The organism is Streptomyces sp. Tu6071 (assembly GCF_000213055.1).
GTDB classification, from domain to species: Bacteria; Actinomycetota; Actinomycetes; order Streptomycetales; family Streptomycetaceae; genus Streptomyces; species Streptomyces evansiae.
Genome location: NZ_CM001165.1, coordinates 6418531 through 6437731, shown reverse-complemented (window position 1 = coordinate 6437731; position 19201 = coordinate 6418531). Strand labels below are relative to the sequence as shown.

General features: G+C 74.1%; 15 protein-coding genes. 4 read left to right on the top strand and 11 right to left on the bottom strand.

Going from position 1 to position 19201, the window contains the following annotated elements:
- Window positions 1-427: 427 nt before the first annotated feature.
- Window positions 428-1651 (top strand): threonine--tRNA ligase, encoded by a 1224-nt coding sequence (gene thrS / locus STTU_RS27230; protein ID WP_043256483.1) that lies wholly within the window; start codon window positions 428-430, stop codon window positions 1649-1651.
- A gap of 113 nt (window positions 1652-1764) precedes the next feature.
- On the opposite strand, the gene STTU_RS27225 is transcribed toward thrS, so the two are convergent.
- The 7 genes from STTU_RS27225 to STTU_RS27195 all read right to left on the bottom strand — a co-directional run bounded on the left by STTU_RS27225 (window position 1765) and on the right by STTU_RS27195 (window position 11057).
- The gene (locus STTU_RS27225) at window positions 1765-2664 is read right to left on the bottom strand and encodes a S1 family peptidase (RefSeq protein ID WP_043256482.1); all 900 of its coding nucleotides are present in this window, start codon (window positions 2662-2664) and stop codon (window positions 1765-1767) included.
- Between the two features lie 237 nt (window positions 2665-2901).
- Window positions 2902-3867, bottom strand: coding sequence for a DUF1684 domain-containing protein (locus tag STTU_RS27220; RefSeq protein ID WP_043256480.1), 966 nt, complete (start codon window positions 3865-3867; stop codon window positions 2902-2904).
- Window positions 3864-5267 (bottom strand): NtaA/DmoA family FMN-dependent monooxygenase, encoded by a 1404-nt coding sequence (locus STTU_RS27215; RefSeq protein ID WP_007828817.1) that lies wholly within the window; start codon window positions 5265-5267, stop codon window positions 3864-3866. Before STTU_RS27215 ends, STTU_RS27220 begins: the two co-directional genes overlap by 4 nt.
- Window positions 5268-5328: 61 nt before the next feature.
- Window positions 5329-6555 (bottom strand): LLM class flavin-dependent oxidoreductase, encoded by a 1227-nt coding sequence (locus STTU_RS27210; RefSeq protein ID WP_007828816.1) that lies wholly within the window; start codon window positions 6553-6555, stop codon window positions 5329-5331.
- 532 nt (window positions 6556-7087) lie between these two features.
- A complete protein-coding gene (locus STTU_RS27205; RefSeq protein WP_007828815.1) occupies window positions 7088-7840 on the bottom strand; it encodes an amino acid ABC transporter ATP-binding protein in 753 nt (250 codons plus the stop codon).
- A 62-nt stretch (window positions 7841-7902) separates the two neighbouring features.
- Window positions 7903-10056, bottom strand: a complete 2154-nt coding sequence (locus STTU_RS27200) for an FAD/NAD(P)-binding protein (protein ID WP_043256478.1) — start codon at window positions 10054-10056, stop codon at window positions 7903-7905.
- Entirely contained in the window at window positions 10053-11057 is a 1005-nt protein-coding gene (locus STTU_RS27195) for an amino acid ABC transporter permease (RefSeq protein ID WP_043256476.1), read from the bottom strand. The genes STTU_RS27200 and STTU_RS27195 overlap by 4 nt, the downstream gene beginning before the upstream one ends.
- Before the next feature lie 550 nt (window positions 11058-11607).
- Between STTU_RS27195 and STTU_RS27190 the strand changes: the two genes are divergently transcribed.
- Entirely contained in the window at window positions 11608-12591 is a 984-nt protein-coding gene (locus tag STTU_RS27190) for an ABC transporter substrate-binding protein (RefSeq protein ID WP_007828811.1), read from the top strand.
- 175 nt (window positions 12592-12766) lie between these two features.
- Here the strand turns inward: STTU_RS27190 and STTU_RS27185 are convergent, their stop codons facing one another.
- Window positions 12767-13960: a DUF5685 family protein gene (locus STTU_RS27185; protein ID WP_007828810.1), complete on the bottom strand. Its 1194-nt coding sequence runs from the start codon at window positions 13958-13960 to the stop codon at window positions 12767-12769.
- A gap of 309 nt (window positions 13961-14269) precedes the next feature.
- Between STTU_RS27185 and STTU_RS27180 the strand changes: the two genes are divergently transcribed.
- Window positions 14270-14722, top strand: coding sequence for a cell division protein SepF (locus tag STTU_RS27180; RefSeq protein WP_007828809.1), 453 nt, complete (start codon window positions 14270-14272; stop codon window positions 14720-14722).
- 540 nt (window positions 14723-15262) lie between these two features.
- A complete protein-coding gene (locus STTU_RS27175) occupies window positions 15263-16255 on the top strand; it encodes a phosphatase PAP2 family protein (RefSeq protein ID WP_007828808.1) in 993 nt (330 codons plus the stop codon).
- A gap of 107 nt (window positions 16256-16362) precedes the next feature.
- On the opposite strand, the gene STTU_RS27170 is transcribed toward STTU_RS27175, so the two are convergent.
- The 3 genes from STTU_RS27170 to STTU_RS27160 form a co-directional block, all read right to left on the bottom strand.
- Entirely contained in the window at window positions 16363-16575 is a 213-nt protein-coding gene (locus tag STTU_RS27170) for an I78 family peptidase inhibitor (protein ID WP_007828803.1), read from the bottom strand.
- 359 nt (window positions 16576-16934) lie between these two features.
- Window positions 16935-17810 (bottom strand): hypothetical protein, encoded by an 876-nt coding sequence (locus tag STTU_RS27165; protein ID WP_043256474.1) that lies wholly within the window; start codon window positions 17808-17810, stop codon window positions 16935-16937.
- The gene (locus STTU_RS27160) at window positions 17807-19066 is read right to left on the bottom strand and encodes a glycosyltransferase (protein ID WP_007828800.1); all 1260 of its coding nucleotides are present in this window, start codon (window positions 19064-19066) and stop codon (window positions 17807-17809) included. The genes STTU_RS27165 and STTU_RS27160 overlap by 4 nt, the downstream gene beginning before the upstream one ends.
- Window positions 19067-19201: the final 135 nt, after the last annotated feature.

Here is a 19201-nt window from a genome sequence, read left to right as displayed (position 1 = left end):
GAACGGACGCCTCCGGACCGGCCCCGCATGGCTGTCAAGTACGCCCCCACGGCCCTGAGTTCGCGGGGCGAAAGCCCCGGTGGGGGCGGTACGGCGCCGAAGGCGCCACCCGGCGCGGACCCCGTGGCCGGTTCTCGCCCCTGCCCCCTCAGGGGCCCTCGCGACCGCGCGAAGGCCCCGTGAAGGAGTCGCGGACAGGACCGGGACCTCGCGTGTGGGGGCGGTCACACCCGCACCGGAAAAGCGGTGGCCCCCTCCCCCGCGCCCCGCTACCTTGCGGGACATGCAGCCCGCCGCGCACCACCAGTGGACGACGACGCCGGAGTACGTCCCGGCGCGCTGAGAGCTGTACCGAAGCGAAGCCCCGGGGCGGGTGCCCTGGGGCTTTTCCGCGCCGCCACCCGCTCCCCCACCCGCAGGAGCGACCATGAACGACCCCGTCCCCGCCCGGGACCACGACCACCACCGCCTCGGCCGCGCGCTCGGCCTCTACGGCACCGACCCGCTGCTCGGCGCGGGCCTCCCCTACCTCCTCCCGGACGGCGCGAGCGTGCGGCACGCGCTGGAGGAGTACGTACGCGGCCTGGAGGTCGCCGACGGCTACCAGCACGTGCACTCGCCCGTGCTCGGGAAACAGGAGCTGTACGTCCGCTCGGGGCACTGGGCGCACTACCGCGCGGACATGTTCCCGCCGATGGAGGTCGGCGGCGAACACTTCGTGCTGCGTCCGAGCCTGTGCCCGCACCACGCGCTGATCTACCGCGCCCAGGCCCGCAGCTACCGCGAACTACCCCTTCGTATCGCGGAGTTGGGTGGCATGTTCCGTGCGGAGCCCTCCGGGACCCTCGGCGGCCTGACCCGGGTGCGGGCGATCCATCTCAACGACGCGCACCTGTTCTGCGCCCCGGAGTCGCTCGCCGGGGAGGTCGCGGGCGCGCTCGCCCTGATCCGTACCGCCTACCGGGCCCTCGGCCTCGCCCCGAGCCGCTACCGGCTCTCGCTGCCGGGCGAGGGCGCCAAGTACGCGCTCGCCGAGGGGGTGTGGGAGCGCTCGGCGGCGGCCCTCGCCGAGGCGCTCGCGGGCGCGGGGCTCGACTGGGAGGAGGAGCGCGGCGAGGCGGCCTTCTACGGGCCGAAGATCGACGTGCAGGCGCGGGACGCGGCGGGCCGCGAGTTCACCCTCTCGACCGTGCAGGCCGATTTCCACCAGCCGGCCGCCTTCGGTCTCGACTACCGCGCCGCCAACGGCTCCCGGCCGCGCCCCGTGATGGTGCACCGCAGCGTGCTCGGCAGCCTGGAGCGCGTCCTCGCGCGGCTGATCGAGGTGCACGGCGGCGCCTTCCCCGCGTGGCTCGCGCCCGTGCAGGTGGGCGTGGTGCCGGTGGGCGAGGAGCAGGAGGAGGCCGCGGAGTCCTTCGTACGGCGCTGTCGCGCGGCGGGGCTGCGGGCGCGGAGGTACCCGGCGCACGCGGGGACCCTCGCGGCGCGCGTCCGGCAGGCGCGCCTCGTGCCGCACCTCGCGGTGCTCGGCGCGCGGGAGGCGGCGGCGGGCGAGGTGGCGCTGCGCCGCAGGGACGGCGAACGGCTCCCGGCACGCTCCGAGGCGGAGGCGGTGGCGCTGCTCGTGACGGGGAGCGGGGTGCCGCGGTAGCGGCCGGGGCGGTACGGGGGCCGTACGGGGGTGGGTGCGCCCGCGCCCCGGGCCCGCCCACCCCCGTACCGCCTTGCCCTGCCCTTACTGCCGTACCGCTGTGCCGCAGCGGGTCAGTAGATGCTGACCCCGTAGGCGCTGAGCGCCTCGGTCACCGGCTGGAAGAAGGTCGTACCGCCCGAGGAGCAGTCGCCGCTGCCGCCGGAGGTGAGACCGATCGCCTTGTTGCCGGAGTAGAGCGGGCCGCCGGAGTCGCCGGGCTCGGCGCACACGTTGGTGCGGATGAGTCCGCTGACGATGCCGTCCGCGCCGTAGTTGACGGTGGCGTTGAGGGCGGAGACCGTGCCGCTGTGGATGCCGGTGGTCGAGCCGCGCCGGGTCACGTTCATGCCGACCGTGGCGTTGGCGGCGCTCGTGATGTCCACGCTGCCCACGGTGCCGTCCTTGGCGACCGAGGAGTTGGTGTACTTCACGAGGCCGTAGTCGTTGCCGGGGAAGCTGGACCCGGCGGTGGTGCCGAGGGTGGTGGAGTGCGAGGAGTTCGACCACCACGTGCCCGCGCCGTCGGTGCAGTGCCCGGCGGTGAGGAAGTAGTAGGTGCTGCCGCTCCTGACGTTGAAGCCGAGGGAGCAGCGCCAGGACGAGGCGTAGATGGCGTCGCCGCCGGAGATGAGCTTGCTGAAGGTGCCCGGGGTGCGCTCGATCTCCAGGGCTCCCGCGTTGCTCCCGGCCGCGGCCTTGAGCTTCTGGATCTCGGCCTGCGAGACGGTGCTGTCCACGGTGACCTGGACCTTGCCGTTGCTCGGATCGATGTTCCAGGCCGTACCGGCGATGTCGGCGCCGAGCACGGCGTCGCTCGCCGCGGTGAGCTGGTTGGTCGAGTACGCCTTCGCCTCGCCCGCCTGCGCGGCCGGGACGGCGAAGGCCGCGGTGGCGAGGAGGCCGGAGGCCACGGCGATCAGCCGGGTCCGTCTCGTGGTGCCGGTGCGGGGGGTGGTGCGCTTGGTCCTCACGTGGTTCCTCCAGTGGGGAATCGGGGGGCCCGCCGTGGGGGTCGGGCCCGTGAGGCGCGGCGCGGTGCCCGTGCCCCGGGTCACGGGGCACGGGCACCGAACCGGCGCTGCTGGGGAGTTTCTGTGACCGTGCCGTGACCGCACAAGGGCGACTTCCGGCCTCGCTCACCGCCCCCAGGACTCCCCCAACTCCCTTTCCTCACCGTCCACTTGAGAATTCCTTCACGACCTTCCCGGCTACTCCTCGCCCTCCCCCACGAGCCGCCGCTCGCCTGCGGCGACGGCAAGGCCGAGGGTGTTCCCGGGCGGCGGGAAGGGGCACAGGAAGTGCGGGCTCAATGCGCAGGGCGGCAGCACGGCCCGGTTGAAGTCCACCGGGACCGTGCCGTCGGAGGCGGGCGCGGGGGTGGACAGGAAGCGGAAGCGGTGGCTGCCCGCACCGCTCGTGGCATCGGCGAAAACCGCCGTCAGCCCGCCGTCCGGCCCCACGCCGACATGCAGCGCGTACGCCAACCCGTCGACGGAGAAGCGCAGTTCACCCCCGAGAGCGAGCCCGCGCTCGCGCCCGTCCGCGTTCGGCACCCGCACGGTCCGCTCCGCCTCGTACGGCACGAAGCGGCCCTCGACCGCCCAGCGCGCCTCCCAGGGGCTCACTTCGAGCCCGGGGAAGCCGCGGCGGGCGGGCGCGTCGGGGTCGTGCACGCGTACCGCCCACGTCCCCTCGCGCTCCAGGACGGCGAGCCTGCGGCGGCGGTGGGCGACCTGGGCGCGCTCGGCGGGACCCGTGTCGGCGGCGAGCAGCGCCTCACCCGCGTAGGGCCGTCCGCGCACGAGCAGCCCCGCGCCGCGCGTGAGCGAGACGTGGTCCCCGGCCGCGCGCCAGCGCCCGGGAATGTCCGGAAGCAGTCCGTCCGGGTAGTCGTCGAGCCAGTGCGTACCGGTGACGGAGAGCGGACCCCAGGGCGCGGTGAGCGCCTGGGCGCGGGCGGCGCGCCACTGCCGCCAGTCGGCGAGGGCGACGTCGGCCGGGGCGGAGCCGGTCGGCGCGGGGCGGGTCGGCACGGGGCGGGTCGGCACGGGGCGGGTCGGCACGGGGCGGGTCGGCACGGGGCGGGTCGGCACGGTGCCGGTCGCGGTGTCGGTTGTCGCGGTGTCGGTCGGCGCGGTGTCGGTCGGCGCGGGGTCGTTCTGTACGAGGCTCATGCGGCGGCGTCCTTCGGGGTCTGCCGGGTGGCGGGGTGGCTCAGGCCGAGATGGTCGCGCAGGGTCGGGCCCGTGTACGCCGTGCGGAAGGCGCCGCGCTCCTGGAGGAGGGGCACGACCTGGTCGACGAACTCGTCGAGGCCGCCGGGGGTGAGGTGCGGGACGAGGATGAAGCCGTCCGCGGCGCGGGAGTCGACGAAGTGACTCATCGCCTCGGCGACCGTCGCCGCCGAGCCGATGAAGGACTGGCGCCCGGTCGCCTCTATCGCCGTCTCGCGCAGCGAGAGGTTCTTGGCACGGGCGAGCCCGCGCCACTTCTCGGCGAGCGCGCGCGGATCGCCCTGCCGCACCCGGCCCTGGACGACGTCCGAGTCGACGACGGGGTCGAAGGCGGGCAGCGGCCCGTCCGGGTCGAAGCCGGAGAGGTCGGTGCCCCAGACCTGTTCGGCGGCGAGCAGGGCGTTCTGCGGGGAGACCTGGAGGCGGCGGATCTCCGTGGCCTTCTCCTGCGCCTCGGCGTCGGTGTCGCCGACGACGACCGTGACGCCCGGCATGATCTTCAGGTCGTCGGCCGTGCGCCCGTACCCCGGCAGGCGGCCCTTCACGTCGGCGTAGAACTCCTGCCCGGCCGCGAGCGTGCCGTGGCGCGTGAAGATGACGTCGGCGGTGCTCGCGGCGAAGTCGCGGCCCTCGGCGGAGTCCCCGGCCTGGATGACGACGGGGTGCCCCTGCGGGGAACGCGGGAGGGTGAACTCGCCCTCGATCGAGAAGTGCCGGCCGTGGTGGGCGAAGGGCCGCGGGGTGCCGTCGGGGCTCCAGCTGTCCCACAGCTCCCGGGCGGTCGCGACGAATTCGGCGGCGCGCGTGTAGCGCTCGGCGCGGTCGAGGTAGCCGCCGCGGCGGAAGTTCTCGCCGGTGAAGGCGTCGGAGGAGGTGACGACGTTCCAGGCGGCGCGGCCGTCGCTGAGGTGGTCGAGACTCGCGAGGCGGCGGGCGAGTTCGTAGGGCTCGTTGAAGGTGCTGTTGACCGTGGCGGCGAGACCGAGTCGCTCGGTCACGGCGGCGACGGCGTTGAGGACGGCGAGCGACTCGGGGCGCCCCACGACGTCGAGGTCGTGGATGCGGCCCTTGTGCTCGCGCAGCCGCAGCCCCTCGGCGAGGAAGAAGAAGTCGAAGAGGCCGCGCTCGGCGGTGCGGGCGAGATGGACGAAGGAGTCGAAGGCGATCTGCGAGCCGGAGCGCGGATCGGACCACACGGTGGTGCTGTTCACGCCGGGGAAGTGGGCGGCGAGGTGGAGTGGGCGGTGCGTGCCGGGCGGCTGGGAGCGGCGGGGCGGGGCGGGACGGGGCTGCTGGGGCGGGGCGGGACGGGGCTGCTGGGGTAGGCGCTGGTGGCTCATGCGGGGGCTCCGGTGGCTCGGAAGGCTCAGGTCGCTCAGTCGCTCAGGTGGCTCAGGTGGCTCAGGTGGCTGAAGCGGTGAGGTGGAGGTTGGCGGGGCGGGCGAGGCCGAGGTGTTCGCGCAGGGTGCTGCCGGGGTGAAAGGCGCGGAAGACGCCGCGATGCTGGAGGAGCGCGGCGGTGCCGTTGACGAGGCGTTCGAGGTCGCGGCCCGGTTCGGCGGGGCGCAGGTGGAAGCCGTCGACGGCCCCGGCGGCGTACCAGTCGCCGATCAGCTCCGCGAGGTCGACGGGGCCGCCCCGGTAGTGCGGTCCGTGCGCGGTGGGCCGGGGTCCGCCGCCGCCGTGCCCGGGTTCGGCGGCCTGCTCGCCCCCGCTCAGTTCGACGGTGAGCGAGGCGAGGACGCGCAGGTCCGCGGGCTCGCGCCCGGCGCGGGCCGCCTCGGCACGTACCTCGGCGGAGAAGGCGGCGGCCTGCTCGCGGCTGCTCGTTTCGACGAGGAGTACGTCGGCGTGGCGGACCGCGAAGTCGCGCCGTACCGGGTCGTCCGCGTCGGCCACGATCACGGGGTGGCCCTGCGGCGGCCTCGGCACGATGGAGGGGCCGCGCACGGAGAAGGTGGTGCCCGCGTAGTCGGCGTAGTGGAGCTTGTCGCGGTCGACGAAGCGACCGCTGGGGATGTCCCTGATCTCCGCGTCGTCCTCCCAGCTGTCCCACAACAGCCGTGCCGCTTCGACGACTTCGCCCGCCTCCCGCCACGCCTCGCGCGCGGTCACGGCGGCCCGCCGCCCGAAGAGCCGCGCCTCGTTCTCGCTCGTGGAAACGCCGGGCCGCCACCCGGCCCGCCCTCGGCTGACCCAGTCGAGCGTGGCGAGCTGGGCCTGGACGTGGAAGGGCTCGGTGTGGGTCGTGGTCACGGTCGGCACGAGGCCCACGCGCCGGGTCTCGGGCGCGAGCCGCGCGAGGACGGAGAGCGCGTCGAGTCCGGGCGCGGCGAAGGAGTCCCCGAGCGTGAGGAAGTCGAGCAGTCCCTCGTCGGCGAAGCGGGCGAGAGGGAGGAAGTCAGCGACCCGGGTGGCCCCGGGGACGTCGATGGCGGCGGCGAGGTGGAGACGGCGGGGGGTGGGGGGTACGGGTGAGGTGGGGGCGGGTGGGGTGGAGGAGGCGATGGGTGGGGTGGGCGCGGGTGCGGTGGAGGAGACGACAGGTGAGGTGGAGGGCGCGGGTGGGGTGGAGGAGACGGCGGGTGGGGTCTGGGGCGCGGGTGGGGTGGGGGTGGAATCGGGCATGGCTTCTTTCTCTTTCGGGTGGTTTCCGGTGAAGCGGGTGGACGCGGGAGGCGCGTTCCGGGCCGGAGCCTGTGGACAACTCCGGGTGTCGCGCGATCTCCACCACTCGTACGGGTGAGTGGCGTGGTGACTTACGCGGAGTTGTCCACAGATTCGGCGGGCGGAGGCGGAATCGGGTGGGGGCGGGGGGAGGGGGTGGAAGGATTGGTCTTGGGGTCGCCCCCCTGGGAGGGCGGGGGTGTGCCCCGGTCCCGGGAGAGCGGGGTCTGCCCGGGCCCTGGGAGAGCGACGATCTGCGCCCGAGCCCTGGGAGGACGAGGGCCTGCCCCAAACTCCGGGAGGGCGGGGGCCTGCCCCAAACTCCGGGAGGGCGGGGGTCTGCCCCGGACTCCGGGAGGACGAGGGCCTGCCCCGGACTCCGGGACCGAGCCCCGGAAAGACGGGGGTCTGCCCGAGCCCTGCCAGGACGGGGCACGCCCGAGCCCCAGCAGGACGGGTGCGCCCGCGCCCCGGAAGGGACAGGGCGCCCCCCTCACAGCACCTTCGACAAGAACCCCTTCGTCCGCTCCTCCCGCGGCCTCCCCAGCACGTCCCCCGGCGTTCCCTGTTCCACGATCCACCCCTCGTCCATGAAGACCACCGTGTCGGCGACCTCCCGTGCGAAGCCGATCTCGTGCGTGACGACGATCATCGTGGCGCCCTGGCTCGCGACGTCCCGGATGACGTCGAGCACTTCACCCACCAGCTCGGGGTCGAGCGCCGAGGTCGGCTCGTCGAAGAGGAGCAGGCGTGGCTCGATGGCGAGCGCGCGGGCGATGGCGACGCGTTGCTGCTGCCCGCCGGAGAGCGTGCGCGGGTACGCGCCGGCCTTCTCGCCGAGCCCGACCCGCTCCAGGAGCCGCTTCGCCCGCTCACGTGCCTCGCGCACCGGCACACCGAGCGCCGCGACCGGCGCCTCGACGATGTTCTCCTCGACGGTCAGGTGCGGGAAGAGGTGGAAGTTCTGGAACACGAAGCCGATCGCGGTCCGTTGCCGCAGCACCTCGCGCTCGCGCAACTCGTGCAACGTGTCCCCGCGCCGCCGGTACCCGATCAGCTCGCCGTCCACGTGCACGGTCCCCCGGTCGACCTTCTCCAGGTGGTTGATCGTGCGCAGCAACGTCGACTTCCCCGAGCCCGAGGGCCCGAGCACGACCGTCACCTCGCCCGCGCGCACGGTGAGATCGATCCCCCGCAGCACCTCCTGCTTCCCGAAACTCTTGTGCACCCCGCTGATCTCCACCATGGGACGCGCGGGCGCGAGCGTGGCACCCGACGGATCCGCGGCACTCGACGAACCTGCGGTACTCAACGGACGGACTCCTTCACAGCGGAGGTAGTGGTCGGTACGGAGACGGACCCTGCGTCCGGGTCCCGGCCGGGCTCCGGCCCGGCGGACGAGTCGGCGGACGTCTCTGGGGACGGCCCCGCGGACAGCACGCCAGACGGCCCCGCGGACAGCACGCCAGACGGGCCGGCGGACTGCACGCCAGACGGCCCGGCGGACAGCCCGACAGACACCCCGCCGGCCCCCTCCCCCGACGCAGCCCCCACCACAGGCACAGGCACAAACGCGGGAGCCACACCCGCAGCGACAGCCACAGCCGCAGGCCCAGCCCCGGACACACCGACCGCCCCGGCGCCACCCCCCTCCGACGCCACCGCCGCCCCCGACACCCCCGTCCCGGGTACCCCCGTTCCTGACACCCCCGCCAGCAGCGCCCGCGCCGTCGCGTCGTTCTGGCGGAACGCCGGGCTGTTGGTACGGGGCCGCGTGAAGGCCCCCGCCCCGCGCGCGTCCGTGTGCGGGCCGAGCGCGAACAGGCGCGGGTGGGTGCTGCCGTCGTTCCACCGCACGCGCCCGTCCCCCGGCGTCACCGCGAGCAGGCCGTCCTCGGTCGCGAGCGCCCCGGCGGCGAAGAGTCCCCGCAGCAGCGGGTCGCGCACGCGGCCCGCCTCGGGCTGCGGCAGCCGGGCCTCGACGAGTGCCCTGGCCCGTACCGCGTGCTCCGGCAGGCTCGCCGAGCGGGCCTCGAAGGCGCCGTCCACGGCCCGTACGGTCATGTCCGCCCCCAGGAAGCGCACGAGCCCCGCCTCCGCGAGCCCGCGCAGCGCGCGCAGGCGCGGTCCGGGCGGCCCGGAGGCGAGGAAGCTGAAGAAGCCGTGCCACCAGGTCCCGAGGTCGCCGAGCCGCATGAGCTGCCCGTAGACGGAGAGCAGCGCCATGAAGACGGCCAGGTCCTCGCTGTGCGCGGGGTCGTGGCGGCGGTCGAGGTCCGCGTCGATGTGCGCGAGGAGCCGTGCCTGCGCCTCCTCCTGGGTGCGCGCGGTCCACCCGGCGAGCGGCCGGTCGAGCGCGTCGAGGTCCAGCCGGTCCGTCGCCGCGGGCACCGCCGTACGGACGAAGGCGTCGAGGCTTCCGTCGTACGGGTCGGCCGCCGCGTACCCGGACTCGAAGGCGTCGCGGTCGACGGCGAAGGCGTGCGGGCGGGTGGTGAGCAGGCGGTGGTAGTGCGCCCAGCCGAGTTCCTTGGCGACGAGCGGCCACACGTCGGCGCGGAAGTCCAGGGGCCCTTCTCGCGCGAGCAGGCCGGTGGTCTGCTCGGGGCCGAAGAAGCGCGGCAGCTTGGGGAGTTCACCCTCCAGGCGGTAGCCGAGCTTGACGTGGTACGGGACGCCGCGCCGCGAACCCACGTACAGGATCGGCTCCTTGCCCGAGGGCACGTAGCGGCCCTCCGGTGTCCAGCGCCCGCCGCGGCCCTCGGTGAGCAGCACCATGAGGTCGACGAAGGCGAGGCCGAGGCCGCGCACGAGGACGGGTTCCCCGGCGCGCAGCCCGCGCAGATCGGTGTCCGCGGTGTAGTCGGGCGGCAGGTACGTGAGGCCCTCGCGCGCCGCGTGTGCGGCGAACTGCCGTTCCTCCGGGGCGAGTTCGGCCTCCTGGTGGCCGAGCGTGAGGACGACGAGGTCGGCGGTGAGCGGGGACTCGCGGTCCGCGAGCCACACCGACTGCCGTCCCTCGCGGGGCCCTTCGAGGCGCACGGCGCGGGTGCGGTGCTCGTGGACGACGATGCCGGGCGGGAGCGCGGCGCGGGCCTGCTCGTAGGCCCAGCGCAGGTAGGCGCCCTGGGTGCGGCGGTCGGGGAAGGTGCGGCCCCCGATCCCGGCCCAGTCGTGCAGCGCGGGTCCCGGCACGACGGGTCCCTCGATCTCGACGGTCTCGTCGGTGAAGAGCGTCGTGTCCTCGGCCATGGAGTTCATCCACAGCAGCGGCGACTGCTCGCGCCGCCATATCCGCCCGGGGCCCGGCGGGTACGGGTCGACGAGGTGCAGGACGAAGGCGGGGTCCGGGCCGCCGTACCCGGCCGCGGTGTTGGCGGCGATGCGTTCCAGAAGCCCGGTCGCCCGGGGCCCGGCCCCGACCACCACGACGACCGGCGGCTCAGCGGGTGCGGAGGTCATGAGCGCTCCGCCCCCCGCGCGTAGTGCTTCTCCACGTAGTGCTGGCCGACGCTGAGCACGCTCGTCACGAGCGCGTACCAGATCGTGGCGACGAGCAGCAGCGGGATGACCTGGTAGGTGCGGTGGTAGACGAGCTGCACGGAGTAGAGCAGGTCCTGCACGGCGATGACGCTGACGATCGAGGTGCCCTTGAGCGCGCCGATGAGCATGTTCCCGGCCGGGGGCACGATGGCGCGCATCGCCTGCGGCAGCACGATGCGGCGCAGCCGGCGCCAGGGGCTCAGACCGAGCGACTGCGCGGCCTCGATCTGCCCCCTGTCGACGGAGAGCAGCCCGCCGCGCACCACTTCGGCGGCATAGGCGGCCTCGTGGAGGGTCAGGCCGAGTACCGCGACGGTGACGGGGCCGAGGAGGTTGACGGTCTTGACCGTGACGAACTCGGGGCCGAAGGGGATGCCGAGCCCGAGCTGCGGGTACAGGGCGCCGATGTTGAACCAGAAGAGGAGCTGGACGAGGATCGGCGTCGAGCGGAAGAACCAGATGTACCCCGAGGAGACCCAGTTCAGCACCGGGTTCGACGACATCCGGCCGAGCGCGAGCAGCGTGCCGAGCACGAAGCCGAGCACCATGACGAGCGCGGTGAGCCACAGGGTCAGTCCGAGACCGCGCAGCACGGCGGAGGTCGTGAAGTAGTCGGCGACGACGTCCCACTGGAACGCCTTGTTGCGCGCGAGCGAGTTGACCGCCATCGCGAGCAGAAGCAGCACGAAGAGAGCGGCGATCCACTGACCCGTACGGCGCACGGGAACAATGCGAAGCGCGGGGACGGCCTGCTTCCCCGGTTCAGGTTGCTTCCCCGGCTCGGGCGGCGCGCCCGGTTCGGGTGGCGGGCCCTGCGGGCGGTCCGCGGAGTCGCGTGCGCCGGGGGCGGAGTCGCGTGCGCCGCGGGTGGCGCGCGTATCGGAAATGGGAGCGTCGGAGGCTGGTGCGTCGAAAGGCATGCGGGACTCCGGGGCGAAGTCGCCGCCCGTGTCCCGTCTTCACGCGGCCCGCACCCCTCAGCACGGACCTTCACCGAGAGTACGGGAGCGTCTCGCGCCTTTGTCAAGCCCCCGCCGCCGCCCGCCGTCCCACATCCTGAGCAGCCCGTCTCCATTCGTTGACGGCGGCCCGGACGCCTGTTCCACTGGTCGGCATGAATCTGTCGCAGCGGCGTCTGGTGACGCGGTCTCACATCGACTTCGGTCGGGTGTGGTCGGCGTCCTGTCGTACGTGCTGCGGTGGCGCGCCTCGTAGCTGACGGCCCTCCGGCCGGGCTCGCGCCCCTTTCTTCCCCCTTGTTCCTCGCCGTCCCCGGCGTCATGCCGCCGTGCCGTTTCGCGTTCCCGTGAGGCGGTGCGTGCCGCGATGCCGTGACGCGTCCTCGCGGCCACCCCGTCGTGCCCGCTTCTCGTTCCCGCCCCGCGGCCCCGCCTTCACGCGCACACCCCTCCCCTCGCGCCTCCCTCCCTCGCCCCGCGTTGTTCACGCCTGCCGTTCTGGAGTCCCGCCATGAGTGCCCCGCCCCCTCGTTCCGCGCGCCGTTACGCCCTGCTCGCCCTGCTCACCGCCTCGGCACTCGCCTCGCTCACCGCCTGCGGTTCCGGTGACCCCGCGGGCCCGGCCTCGGGCGGGGGCGGCGCGGCGGCAGCCGCCGGGTCCGCCGACAAGAAGGCCGGCAAGCTCCCCACCGGGAACGTCGTCGCCGGGGTGAAGAAGGACGCCACTGCCGCCCGACTCCTGCCGGAGCGCGTGCGCGAGGCGGGCAGGCTCACGCTCGGCGGCGCGATCGGCGCCCCGCCCACCGCGACGTACCTGGAGGACGGCAAGACCGCCGCGGGCGTGGACGTGGAGATCACGGAGGCCGTCGCGAAGGTCCTCGGCATCAGGATCGACCGGCAGGAGGCGAGTTTCGAGGCGATCCTGCCCGCGCTCGGCAGCGGCAAGTACGACGTCGGCACCGGCAACTTCGGCGTCACCGACGAGCGGCGCAAGACGATCGACTTCGTCACGTACATCAACGACGGCCAGGGCTTCGCGACCCGCGCCGACGAGAAGCTCCCGAAGATCACCGACCTCACCCAGCTGTGCGGCAAGAACATCGGCACCGGCGCGGGCACGACCTTCGAGGTGACGCTGGAACAGAACAAGTCGCTGTGCGAGAAGGCCGGGAAGAAGCCGTACAGCGTCAAGACCTACTCCGAGCAGGGCGCCATCTGGGGCTCGCTCCAGCAGGGCCGCACCGATGTCGTCATGTCGACGATCAACGGGCTGCGGTACGCGGTCGACCAGCAGCAGGGCCTGAAGTTCCTCAACGAGTACCACCGCCTCGATGTCGGCTTCGCCTTCAAGAAGGGCAGCGACCTCACCCACGCCTTCCAGAAGGCCGTCAACGTCCTCATCGCCGACGGCACCTACGCCAGGATCCTCAAGAAGTGGGGCGTCTCGGACTCCGCCCTGCCCACCTCACGCATCTCCCCGCCCGAGATCCGCTGAGCGGTGCGGGGGATGGGCGCGGGGAGGATAGGGCTGGTACGCGCACGGGCGCCCCGCCCCCGTACGGCCCCGCTCCCCCTGGTACGCCGTACTCCCCCTGGTGCGCCCCGCTCCCCCGGTACGTCCCGCTCCCTCCTGACCGCCCCCGCCCCCGCCCCGTGCCGACGTCTCGCGTTCAGCAGTCGCAGCAACAGCCGTCGCAGCCGCACCCGTCGCAGCCGCATCCGTCGCACCCGCAGCAGTCGCAGTCGCACAGGTCGCAGCAGTCCGCGTAGTGGCAGCAGCCGTGCCGGACCTTGCCCGACCACGGCCCCTCGTACTCCTCCGCGCAGCACAACCGGCACGTGCACCCCAGCGCGAGGAACACGCCGCACCCCGCCCAGAAGCCGCGCCCCGAAGGCGTGCGCGGCGGCTCGGGGGCGTCCCCGCCGGGCGGGTCCTGCGTGTAGGGCTTGCCCGGGACGGGGGTGTCCGGCCGCTGGTGGGCGCAGGCCGGTCCCGCGTCGAAGGCGCGGTCGACCGAGCGCGGGAGTTCGTGGACGAGGAGGCGGTGGGCGAGCGCCGGGTCCGTGAAGTCGGTGTCCGCGAGGGCGAGGCGGATGCCGCGCAGGGCGTCGTCGGCGAGGCGGCGGGCCTCGGCGCGCGGGGTCGCGGTGGCGGTGAGCGGGTTCCAGGCGCCGCGTGCGGCGTCCTCGGCCTGGTCCTCGACCGCGTCGAGGAGGTGCGCGAGGCGGCCGAAGAGGCGACCGGCCTCGGCGAGCGGCGCCGCGTTGTGCGGGCGGCCCGCGAGGAGCGCGGTGTGCGCGAAGGCGGCGGCGGTCGCGGTCTCGGTCGGCTCCGTGACGGTCAGGAGCGGGGTGCCCGGCCCCGCGAGCGCCTCGATGCCGGGCTGGCGTGCGGCGGCGACGAGCAGGACCCCCGTGTCGAAGCCGAGCCCGGCGGCCGAGCGGTGCGCCGCCTCGGCCCAGCCGCTCGCCACGCGACCGGCGGCGACGGCGACGGGGCGGCGGGCCAGCATCCCGTCCCCGTCCGCGACATGGTCCCGTACCTTCACGGCGGCGAGCGCGAGCGAGACCGCGCCCGCGAGGCGCGCCCCCTCACCGTTGCTGACCCGCGCCGTGCGCATCCCGCGCAGCGCGCACGGTCCGGCGAGGCGGCGGCCCTGCCGCTCGCGCGGCGTCTGAGCCTCCGTCAACACGGATATGACGATGCCGTCGTAATTCGTGGCTATGCGGGCGAACTGCCCGTGATCCCCCCTCAGCGCGAGGCAGAGCCCGCACAGGTGGGACATCCAGCGGCTCTTGAGCTTCTCGCCGAGGCTGTGGGCGCACGGCCGCACCATCCCGAACATCGTGAAATGACCCCCCATGATCCAGCGCCTACCGCTACGATCGCCGCATCGTACCGGCGGTTACCACCGCTTTCGTCGTCACCCGTACGCCCCCGGCATCACCCAGAGGTACCCAAAGGGCCTGAAGAATCGTTTTTCACCCCTCGTCAGGTCTCTCGCCCCGCAGTTCTCCGCCCAGGACACGGGGCACTGTGCACCAGTACCGTCACGAAAACACCGAGAAGCCCCCCTCCCCTTGGCGCACCCTTCGCCTGATGGACGACGATGGGGGCAGGAAACACAGGGAACCAGGGAACAAGGACCGCTGTGATGTGAGAGGAGGCGTCCATGGGATCGGTGCGCAAGGCAAGTGCCTGGCTCGGACTCGTCGACGACGACACCGGGGCCGAGCGCTACTACGACGGCTACGCGGACGAGCCCGAGGCGGGCCCCGAGCCTGGCGAGAGCTGGGTCACCGACCCCCGCGTGCGGGTCGCGGCGCAGGCCGCCGAGGAACGGGACCGCAGAATCGGCACCGTGACCCCGGGCAGCTTCCGGGACGCCCGGCACATCGGTGAGCTGTTCCGCGACGGCGTCCCCGTCATCATGAACCTGACCGCGATGGAGCCCGCCGACGCCAAGCGCGTCGTCGACTTCGCCGCCGGGCTCATCTTCGGGCTGCGCGGTTCGATCGAGAAGGTGGCGACCCGCGTCTTCCTCCTCACCCCCTCCGGCACGGAGATCGTCGCGGGTGAGGCGGCGGGCGCCCGCCCCCGCGACGGCTTCTTCAACCAGAGCTAGCCGCCCGGGGCGACCGAGGGCGGTACGGCATCCCCCGTACGCCGTACCCCGCCCTCCGTCCCCGGACGGCCCGCGTCGGCCCCCGCACGGCCCGCTCTCGCACGGCCCGCTCTCGCGCCGCCCGCCTTCGCGCGGCCCCGGCTTTTCGCGCCCCTCTCCGTACGGGCGCTCACGGGCGCGCCCGCGCCGGTACGACGGTGACGGTCCGGCCGTCCCCACGCGCCTCGAACACCTCCCCCGCATCTTCCCCCCACGGCCCGCGGCGGCGCCTCGCGGCAGCCGCCGGGCGGGAGCGACGGCGCGGGTCCCGGGCGATCCCGGTGGCGCGCGGGGTGAACGGAAAACGGACGGCGGGGAAAAGCGGGGAATCCCCCGGGGAATGCGCGGACGGGAACCGCTGCGGGCTCTCTCACTCCTTGGGACGACTTTAGGGAAAGCCGTCCGATAAACCCCGGCGGACGGGCCGTCGCACATCACATGCCCATCACGAAACGGTTGTTTCGTTCGGCTTTGACACTCACCCGCTGTAACGTCGATCGGGTGCGTACCCAACCGACCCCCGGCCGCCTCGCGCGGCTCTTCGCCCGGCTCGACCGCGAGCCGGAGCGGCCGGCCAACCCGCACGTCCCCGTGATGAGCCGGCACCGGCTCGTCCTGCTGCTCGCGACGCTCGCCTTCTACCTCGCGATCGTCGTCGCCGTCGCCGCCACGACCTGGCTCGTGCGCCTCGACTGGCAGCTCATGTTCTTCCGGCCCTACCAGCAGTGGCCCGAGGTGCACGCCTTCCTCGACTACCTGGTGGTACTCGGGCAGCGCGGCCCCACGGCGGTGATGGTGCTCGCCTGGCTGGGCTGGCGCTCCTGGCGGCAGCACACGCTGCGCCCGCTGCTCGTGCTCGGGGCCTCGCTGCTCCTGCTCAACATCACGGTCGGCGCGGCGAAGATCGGCATGGGACGGCTCGGCCCGCACTACGCGACCGTCATCGGCTCGAACGAGATGGGGCTCGGCGGGGACATATTTCCCTCGGGGCACACCGCGAACGCGGTCGTGACCTGGGGGATTCTCGCGTACCTGGCCTCGACCCCCCGGGCCAGAAGGTATCTGTCGGCGGGTTCGGCGATCGTCTCGCTGAGCGTCGGCCTCACCACCGTCTACCTGGGCACGCACTGGCTCAGTGACGTCGTGCTCGGCTGGGCGGCCGGGCTGCTGGTGCTCCTCGCGCTGCCGTGGTGCGAACCGCTGGTGGCGCGCGCCGAGGTGCTCGTCCTGCGGGCGCGGGACAGCTTCCTCCGCCGCCGCGCGGCGCGCCGCAAGCCCGTGCCGGGGACGAGCCCGCGCCCGCTCACGCCGGTGAGCCCGCGCGCCGTGCCCGCGACCGCGACCGTCCGCAAGGACCCCGTCCACGGCCCGCGCGCGACGGTGCGCCCCGAGCACAGCCGCCCCGCGCCCCCCACGGGCGGCACGCGCCGCCCCCAGTCCCACGACCGCAATCAGCCGCGCGGGGGCTCGGCCCGCCCACTGGCGGGCGGCTGAGGGCACGTGCGGACCGGCCCGCCCCCGTCGTACGGGGCGGGCTTTCGCATGTACGGGGGCGGGCGTGCCCGTACAGGAGGATTCCGGGCGGGCCCGTACGGGAGGGCTCAGCCCTTCCAGCAGCGGCGGACCCGGCCTTCGTCGACTTCGAAGTTGAGCCTGCCCGCCTGGTACTCCATCGTGATCACCGTGCCCGGGGCGAGCGCGCGCACCGTGCGCCAGCCGCGGGCGCGGGCGCGTCGCTCGGCCTCCTCGGCCTCGACGCCGACGTACGCGGCGGGCTCGTCGTGGGGTTCCTGGGGCGGGGGGAAGGCTGCCATGGAGCCCACGCTAGGGGCTCGGGGCGTGCGGGGGAAGCGGCAGGACCAGGGGACGCGCCCGAGCGCGGGGGGTCACACTTCGATCACGGCGCGCCGGGGCGTGTTTCGCGCGGTGTTTGTCACACGTTCGGCCTCCCTTTTCTTATACCGCCGTTATATCGGACTGAATGCCCGGCCCCTCTTCCCGCGCTTTTCCCGCCCTCTCTTATCCCGCTTCCCGGCCCTTCGCCGCGCCCCTGATAAACCGTCCCTCGGGCGAAAGCGCCCCCTGCCCGAAGCGCGCGGGCAGGGGGCACGAAATCCTCACGTAATGCGCGGCGCGCGGCGGTCCCCGGCGAATGCGGGACCGCTTGCCGCCCTCAGGCGGCCGGGGCGGAGGCGGGGTCGACGGCGGTGACGCGGAAGGCGAGGTTGTTGCCACCGGAGTAGTAGGGGCGGGCGCGCAGGCCCTCGTGGACGGTGGCCGGGTAGGTGAAGACGGCGTGCCGGTCGACGAGGTCGTCGAGCAGCCGCGCGAGCCGGATGTCGGGCCCCCGCTCGCCCTCGGGGCGGAGCCGCACCTCCCAGTGGCGCGGCCCCTGGGCGAGGAGCGGCGCGTGCGCGAGGCGCAGCCGGAAGTCGGGGCCCTCGCCGGTGGCCTCCGCGCGCAGTGGCTCGCCCTCCTCGTCCTTCGCGGGCCGCAGTTCCGCGTACGCGGCGGGGGTGAGGGCGGTCCCGTAGCAGCGCCCGCGCACCGTCGTCTCGCCGGGCGCGACGTGGACGGAGCCCGCCTCGGCGTGCGGGGCGCGCAGCCAGGTGCGGAGCGCGAGGTTGCCGAACTTGCTGGTGTACGGGAGGTGGACGGCGACGGCGTCGGCGCCCTCGGGGACGCGGTCGACGAGCGCGCGCAGGTCGTCGAGGCCGGGGCGCAGGCGGACGGGCTCGGCGCCGGGGGCTTCCGCGTGCACCTCCCAGTAGCCCTCGGCGAGGGGCGCGTCGCCCGGCAGGACGGCGCGCAGCGGGCCGCGGCCCGTGGCCGTGAACGGCAGGCGCACCTCCTCGCCGCCGCCGCGCTGCCGCAGCAGCAGTCGCCCGCCCGCGAGACCCTCGGGCTCGGCGACGACGAAGGCGAGGGCCCCCATGGGGTCGGCGACGCAGCCCGCGCTCCACGGCACCCGCGCCTCGGGACGGGCGGCGGGGGCCGCGTCGGCGGGGCGGCGCGGGGCGGGGGTCGTGGCGGTGCTCGTGGTCTTCATTCGGGGCGGCCCTTCTTCGCGGCGGCGCGGGGGGCCAGGACCGAGCCGAGGAGCCGGGCGCGCCCGCGGTGGACGGCTCCGCGCAGCAGTCCCGCCGGGCGCGGGCCCCGAGCGGCGCGGAGCGAGGTGAACAGCGACTCGTACCGTTCGGCGATCACCGCCGGGTCGTACCGCGCCGAGGAGCGCAGCGCGGCGGCGGACATCCTGGCCCGCAGTCCGTCGTCGTTGATGAGCTGGAGCAGCCCGGCGGCGAAGGTCTCGGGGCCGGCGTCGACCGGGACGAGGCGTCCGTTGACGCCGTCGTCGATGATCTCTGCGGGACCGTGCGGGGCGTCGCTGGAGACGACGGGCAGCCCGCAGCGCATCGCCTCGACGATCGTCATGCCGAAGGATTCGAGCGAGGAGGTGACGGCGGCGATCGAGCCCTTGACCCACTCGGCCTCGATGGGGTGCGCGGGGCCCATGAGGAAGACGTGGTTGTACAGGCCGAGTTCGTGGATGAGCCGGCGCAGCTTGTTCTCCTGCTTGCCGGAGCCGTAGATGCGCAGCCGCCAGTCGGGGCGTTCGGCGCGGACGCGGGCGAAGGCGCGGACGAGGAGGTCGTAGCGCTTGACCCCGGCGAGCCGCCCCGCGGCGACGACCCATTTGCTGTCGCCCGCGACGGGGGGCAGGGCGGGCGCGGGCACCGGGTTGGCCATGCTCCACACGGGCACGCCCGGCAGGTCCATCCCGGCGCGGTAGGCGCGGGCGTCGGCCTCGGTCGTCGTCGTGAAGCCGTCGAGCAGGGGGTAGGCCGCCTCCAGTTCCCCGCGCAGCTCCTGGTCGTGCGCGCTGAGGGTGAGGTGCTCCTGCCCGATGCGGACCGGGCCGGGGCGGGTGCGGCGGGCGAGGTGCACGTTGAGTCCGGGGCGGGTGCCGATGACGACGTCGGAGGTGACACCGGCGAGGTAGGCGTTGATCCGCTCGTCCGTGAGGGCGCTGTATCTGGCGTAGCGGACCTCCGCGCGCGGGAAGTCTGCGGCGGGGCGCTTGAGGAGGGGGTGGGCGCGGTCGGAGCCGAGGCTGTCGGTGCGCAGGTCCACGAGGTGGCGGACGCGGATGCGCGGGTCCGGGGTGAGGGCGGGGGTGTCCCGGTGGCGGAAGACCGAGACGACCTCCACGTCGTGGTGCTCGGCGAGCTGGGCCGCCAGGTTGTACGTCGTACGGACGGTGCCGCCGATGGCATAGCCGTTGTGGATGAGGAAGGAGAGCTGCATACGTGTGTGTCCCGCCGTCGCGCACGGCCCTTCCGGGGCCGCCTGTCACCACCTGAGACCCCTGACGGGGTCCCGTGGTTGGGTCGTCTTCACGTCCTTGTTGCCTGTGCACGGCAGGTGAACCCTGCCGCAGTC

Coding starts and splice junctions, on each gene's coding strand:
- thrS (WP_043256483.1), top strand. CDS start 428: ATGAACGACCCCGTCCCCGCCCGGGACCACGACCACCACCGCCTCGGC.
- STTU_RS27220 (WP_043256480.1), bottom strand. CDS start 3,867: ATGAGCCTCGTACAGAACGACCCCGCGCCGACCGACACCGCGCCGACC.
- STTU_RS27215 (WP_007828817.1), bottom strand. CDS start 5,267: ATGAGCCACCAGCGCCTACCCCAGCAGCCCCGTCCCGCCCCGCCCCAG.
- STTU_RS27210 (WP_007828816.1), bottom strand. CDS start 6,555: ATGCCCGATTCCACCCCCACCCCACCCGCGCCCCAGACCCCACCCGCC.
- STTU_RS27205 (WP_007828815.1), bottom strand. CDS start 7,840: ATGGTGGAGATCAGCGGGGTGCACAAGAGTTTCGGGAAGCAGGAGGTG.
- STTU_RS27200 (WP_043256478.1), bottom strand. CDS start 10,056: ATGACCTCCGCACCCGCTGAGCCGCCGGTCGTCGTGGTGGTCGGGGCC.
- STTU_RS27195 (WP_043256476.1), bottom strand. CDS start 11,057: ATGCCTTTCGACGCACCAGCCTCCGACGCTCCCATTTCCGATACGCGC.
- STTU_RS27190 (WP_007828811.1), top strand. CDS start 11,608: ATGAGTGCCCCGCCCCCTCGTTCCGCGCGCCGTTACGCCCTGCTCGCC.
- STTU_RS27185 (WP_007828810.1), bottom strand. CDS start 13,960: ATGGGGGGTCATTTCACGATGTTCGGGATGGTGCGGCCGTGCGCCCAC.
- STTU_RS27180 (WP_007828809.1), top strand. CDS start 14,270: ATGGGATCGGTGCGCAAGGCAAGTGCCTGGCTCGGACTCGTCGACGAC.
- STTU_RS27170 (WP_007828803.1), bottom strand. CDS start 16,575: ATGGCAGCCTTCCCCCCGCCCCAGGAACCCCACGACGAGCCCGCCGCG.
- STTU_RS27165 (WP_043256474.1), bottom strand. CDS start 17,810: ATGAAGACCACGAGCACCGCCACGACCCCCGCCCCGCGCCGCCCCGCC.
- STTU_RS27160 (WP_007828800.1), bottom strand. CDS start 19,066: ATGCAGCTCTCCTTCCTCATCCACAACGGCTATGCCATCGGCGGCACC.